Genomic DNA, 5,099 nt, shown 5'->3' with positions numbered 1-5,099 from the left:
GTAGGCTCATAGAAAAGTTGATAACCATTGCAAAGAGGAATGACCTTGCATCTACAAGGCTGGCTGCAAGGTACGTTAATAATGATAGGAGGATTCTCGAGAGGCTGTTTAAAGAAATTGCCCCTCTCTTTAAAGAGAGAAATGGGGGGTATACAAGGATTTTGAGGCTCCCACCTAGGAAGGGGGACGATGCACAAATGGCCATTTTGGAACTCCTTGAACAACCGCAAAAATCTTTTGAAATTAAAGCGAAAGGCTGAACTATTCAGCCTTTCGCTAACTTCTTTTTCTTTTTCTTTTTTTTCTGAGATATTTATTTGTTTTTTAATCCCTGGAGGACAGCATGGGTAAAAAGGCATTGCTATCTGGCAACGAAGCTGTTGCAAGAGGTGCATGGGAAGCAGGCGTAAAGGTTGCAACCGCCTATCCGGGAACTCCATCTACTGAAATCCTTGAAAATGTTGCAAAGTACGACGAAATTTACGCGGAATGGTCAACCAACGAAAAGGTGGCTTTTGAGGTAGCCCTTGGCGCTGCTATAGCTGGTGCAAGAAGCATGACTTCAATGAAACACGTTGGCCTCAACGTGGCTGCGGACCCATTGTTTACCTCATCCTACACTGGAATCAACGCTGGATTTGTAATAGTGACCTGTGATGATCCTGGCATGCACTCTTCACAGAACGAACAGGATAACAGACGTTACGCGAAATTTGCAAAGTTACCTCTCATTGAACCTTCGGATTCTCAAGAGGCTAAGGACTTTTTGAAAGAAGCTTTTAAGATTTCTGAAATTTTTGATACGCCGGTGCTCTTCCGGATGACAACCCGTCTTTCCCATACTAAAACGGTGGTGGAGCTCGGCGAGAGAGAGGAGGTGGCAATAAAGGATTACGTAAAAGATTTCCGCAAGTACGTAATTTTGCCTTCAAACGCTAAGGTAAGGCACTATGTGGTTGAAGAAAGATTAAAGAAACTCCAGGAATTTGCTTCTCAAACGAGTCTTAACAGAATTGAAGAAGGGGATTCTTCTCTTGGGATTGTAACCAGCGGTATTTCCTACCAGTATGCGAAGGAGGTCTTCCCTGATGCTACGTTCCTGAAACTGGGGATGTCTTTCCCGTTCCCCGTTGAGTTGTTCAAAAAGTTCGCGAGTATGGTGAAAAGAATAATAGTAATTGAAGAAAATGAACCTTTCCTCGAAGAAGAAATTAAGATCCTCGGCTATACGGATGTAGAAGGTAAGAAGTACATTCCGCTTTGTGATGAGCTCTCCCCTGATATTATAAGAAGGGGGGTGCTTGGGTCTGAATTGCCGCATCCTGAGCCGTTGAAATCGGTTGCGAGGCCTCCTGTTTTTTGCCCTGGGTGTCCTCATACTGGAATTTTCTACAATCTATGGAGGTTAAAGGCTACAGTAACTGGTGATATTGGCTGTTATACGCTTGGTGCACTACCTCCTTATGAGTCCATTGACACTACGATTTGTATGGGTGCCAGTATTACCAATGCCTTTGGTTTTGAACTGGCGAGGGGAAAGGAGTTTTCCAAGAAACTTTTTGGTGTCATTGGCGATTCCACCTTTCTTCATACAGGTATACCAGGACTCATTGATATTGTTTACAATAAAGGAATAACAAAAATAATCATCCTTGATAACCGCATAACAGCGATGACTGGGCATCAGGATCATCCGGGTACAGGGAGGACTGCAAAGGGAGAACCTACAAAGGAAATTGATATAAAAGAAATTGTTAAGGCTTGTGGTGTAGAGAAGGTTTACGAAGTTGATCCTCATAAGTTGAGAGAAACAAGAGAAGTGATGAAAGAGGTTATGGAACTGAATGAGCCGGCGGTAATCATTTCAAGGAGGCCTTGTGCATTACTTCCCGAAGAGAGAAAGAAGCAGGCGGAGAGGCCTAAAAGAAAGGTAAATCCGGATATTTGTAAAGGGGAAAAGTGCATGGGTTGTATAAAACTTGGATGTCCCGCAATCAGCATGAAGGATGGAAAAGCTTATATTTCAGAACTTCTTTGTGTAGGGTGTGATCTTTGTGTTCAGGTTTGTCCCTTTGGTGCAATATCATAGGAGGGGAAAATGGAAGAAGTCTTCAATGTTATCATTGCAGGTGTAGGAGGACAGGGAATTCTTACCGCTTCAGAACTTCTTGCTAAGGTTGCAATGGAGGCTGGCCTTGATGCTAAGAAGAGCGAAGTACATGGGATGTCTCAAAGAGGTGGGAGTGTTGTCAGTCATGTCCGCTTAGGAAAAAAAGTTTATTCTCCATTGATTGAAAAAGGTAAGTGTGATGTTATTCTCTCCTTTGAGAAGGCTGAGGGTCTTCGCTGGGTTCACTACCTGAAAAAGGAGGGAGGCAAGGTCGTTTTGAACGATCTTGAAATTGTCCCCACAACGGTATCTTTGAAACTTGACACATATCCTTCAAACGTTGAAGAGCAGATCAGGGAGAGGACGAAAACAGAAATAATCGTAATACCAGCGACTCAACTGGCAAAGCAAGCTGGGGATGTGAGAACGGCTAATACGGTTTTACTTGGTGCAATTTCGAACTTCCTGCCTTTTGATAACAGGATATGGGAAAAGGTAATATCAGAAAATGTAAAAAAGGAGACGGTTGAGGTAAATTTAAAAGCTTTCTACTTGGGTAAGAATTATTACAAAAAATAAAAGGAGCCTTCTTTATGGTTAAGTATACTTTTAAAGGAGGAATCCATCCTCCTTACAATAAATGGACCAGTTCAAAATCCATAGAAGTTCTGCAGGTCCCACAAACTTTGTATCTGCCTCTCATACAGCACACTGGAAAGCCTGCAAAACCTCTCGTTAAAAGGGGTGATGAAGTAAAGAAAGGGCAGAAGATCGCTGAGGCTGATGGCTACATTTCTTCTCCCATTCATGCACCTACTTCCGGCAAGGTTAAAACCATTATTGAGCACCCTCATCCAGTTTTGTTGACCTCCTATCCTGCAATTGTAATAGAGGCAGATGGAAAGGATGAATGGTTTGAAGAGCCCAAAGAAAGACCTAACTGGCAAGATTTGTCTCCAGAGGAGATTGTAAATGCGGTGAAGGAAGCTGGTATTGTAGGTCTTGGTGGTGCGGCTTTTCCAACCTATGTAAAGTTATCTCCACCAAAGGAAAAGTCTATTGACACAGTAATCATTAACGGTGCCGAGTGTGAACCGTTCCTTACAGCTGATGACAGGATCCTGCAGGAGCGCCCTGTTGATGTCTTGTGGGGTGCTTTTTTAATAAAACGAGCAGTAAAGGCCGTGAAAGTTTTCATAGCAATAGAGGATAACAAACCTGAAGCCATTAAGAAAATCTCTGAATTTGTGAAAGATTTTGAAGGATTCGAATTAAGGGTGGTTAAGACAAAGTATCCCGAAGGTGCTGAAAAACAATTAATTAAAGCATTAACTGGAAGAGAAGTGCCTCGTGGCGGGTTGCCCATGGATGTAGGATGTCTTGTGCAAAATGTTCAGACTTCTGTGGCTATCTATGAAGCTGTAAGGTTTGGGAAGCCTTTGATTGAAAGGGTAACAACTTTGTCAGGTGATGGAGTAAAGGGGAGTGGTAATTATCTTATAAGGATTGGAACGAGGTTTAAGGATGTTATTGATATGACAGGCGGAATGGTTGAAGATGTCGTAAAGGTAATAAATGGTGGACCGATGATGGGAATTGCTCAATATACCCTTGATGTACCTGTGATAAAAGGAACTTCGGGAATTTTGCTTTTCACAAATAAGTATGCGAAGGAATTTGTGGAATACAATTGTATCCGATGCTCAAAATGTGTTGAGGTTTGTCCGATGGGACTTTTACCGCTAATGCTTGTAGATTACGTAAAAGCAAAGAGATTTACAGAAGCAAAGGAAAAGTATGGGCTCCTTGATTGCATAGAGTGTGGTTCTTGTGCCTTTGTTTGTCCGTCAAAGATAAACCACGTTCAGTGGATTAAGTATGGGAAGCAAGAACTAAGGAGGATAGGATGAGTGAGAAGACCTTTGTCTTATCTGTTTCCCCGCATATCAGGACGAATGAAAGCGTAAAAAAGGTAATGTGGTTTACCGTATTGTCCCTTGTTTTTCCTGCTGCTGGTGCCGTTTACTTTTTTGGAATCTATCCCCTCTTGGTGATGATAGTTAGTGCGGTTTCTGCCGTTGCAGCAGAGGCTATCATGCTAAAGTTGAGGGGAAGAGACGTTGGTCAGTGCCTTGATGGTAGCGCAGTAATCACTGGAATTCTTCTCGCGCTTACCTTGCCTCCGAAGTACCCCCTATGGGAAGCGGCATTAGGGTCTGTCTTTGCAATTGTGTTTGCAAAACAATTTTTTGGAGGGATTGGCCAAAATATTTTTAATCCTGCTTTGGTTGGAAGAGCCTTCCTAATGGCATCCTTTCCTGTGGATACTACCACCTGGGTCCCCCCAAGGTTTATGAATCCCGATACCTTCACGGGTGCTACACCTCTTGCTTCCTTTAAGTTTGCAAAAATATTGACTCCGTATAAAGATCTTTTCTTTGGAAATGTTTCCGGATCTATGGGTGAAACATCGGCTTTATTAATTCTTATTGGTGGTCTTATATTGATTCTTAAAGGCTACGTTGACTACAGACTTCCACTTTCTTATATTTTATCTGTAGCGTTCTTCGGAGGAATTATGTGGCTTATTGATCCCCACAAATATCCCGATCCGCTGTTTCACATTCTTGCTGGGGGTTTAATGCTGGGTGCCTTCTATATGATCACAGATATGGTTACTTCACCGATAACTCCTCGTGGACGGGTTATTTACGGAATAATTGCAGGCTTTCTGGTTGTTTTGATTAGGCTATTTTCAGGTTACCCCGAGGGTGTAATGTTCAGTATTCTGATCGCAAATACTATAAGGCCTTGGATTGATAGGCTAACAGAGCCAAAAATTCTCGGGGAGGTAAAGAAATGAGTAAAGAGCTTAAAATGGTATTAGTTCTAACTCTTGTAATAGTCCTTGCCGGAGGGGTTCTTGCCTATACTTATGTTGCAACTCAAAGGGATATAGAAAAAAATCTGGAAAATGCTAAGAAGGAGG

The 5,099-nt window shown here is 42.4% G+C and carries 5 protein-coding genes; all 5 read left to right on the top strand.

All coding sequences use genetic code 11. The features are described from left to right. Positions 1-260, top strand: a 260-nt coding sequence (rplQ, locus tag QMD82_07670) for a 50S ribosomal protein L17 (GenBank protein ID MDI6851793.1), incomplete at its 5' end; no start/stop codon positions are given. 83 nt (positions 261-343) lie between these two features. Then, entirely contained in the window at positions 344-2,089 is a 1,746-nt protein-coding gene (iorA, locus tag QMD82_07665; protein MDI6851792.1) for an indolepyruvate ferredoxin oxidoreductase subunit alpha, read from the top strand. Between the two features lie 9 nt (positions 2,090-2,098). After that, positions 2,099-2,689: an indolepyruvate oxidoreductase subunit beta gene (locus QMD82_07660; GenBank protein ID MDI6851791.1), complete on the top strand. Its 591-nt coding sequence runs from the start codon at positions 2,099-2,101 to the stop codon at positions 2,687-2,689. Positions 2,690-2,703: 14 nt separating this feature from the next. Then, positions 2,704-4,020 (top strand): electron transport complex subunit RsxC, encoded by a 1,317-nt coding sequence (rsxC, locus tag QMD82_07655; protein ID MDI6851790.1) that lies wholly within the window; start codon positions 2,704-2,706, stop codon positions 4,018-4,020. Next, a complete protein-coding gene (locus tag QMD82_07650; GenBank protein ID MDI6851789.1) occupies positions 4,017-4,973 on the top strand; it encodes an RnfABCDGE type electron transport complex subunit D in 957 nt (318 codons plus the stop codon). Before rsxC ends, QMD82_07650 begins: the two co-directional genes overlap by 4 nt. Positions 4,974-5,099: the final 126 nt, after the last annotated feature.

The organism is bacterium, from assembly GCA_030019025.1.
Lineage (GTDB): Bacteria > Hydrothermota > Hydrothermia > UBA1063 > UBA1063 > UBA1063.
This window is presented reverse-complemented; position numbering and strand designations above follow the sequence as displayed.

Excerpts from the sequence above, each read along its gene's own strand:
- iorA (MDI6851792.1), top strand. The coding sequence starts at position 344 with ATGGGTAAAAAGGCATTGCTATCTGGCAACGAAGCTGTTGCAAGAGGT.
- QMD82_07660 (MDI6851791.1), top strand. The coding sequence starts at position 2,099 with ATGGAAGAAGTCTTCAATGTTATCATTGCAGGTGTAGGAGGACAGGGA.
- rsxC (MDI6851790.1), top strand. The coding sequence starts at position 2,704 with ATGGTTAAGTATACTTTTAAAGGAGGAATCCATCCTCCTTACAATAAA.
- QMD82_07650 (MDI6851789.1), top strand. The coding sequence starts at position 4,017 with ATGAGTGAGAAGACCTTTGTCTTATCTGTTTCCCCGCATATCAGGACG.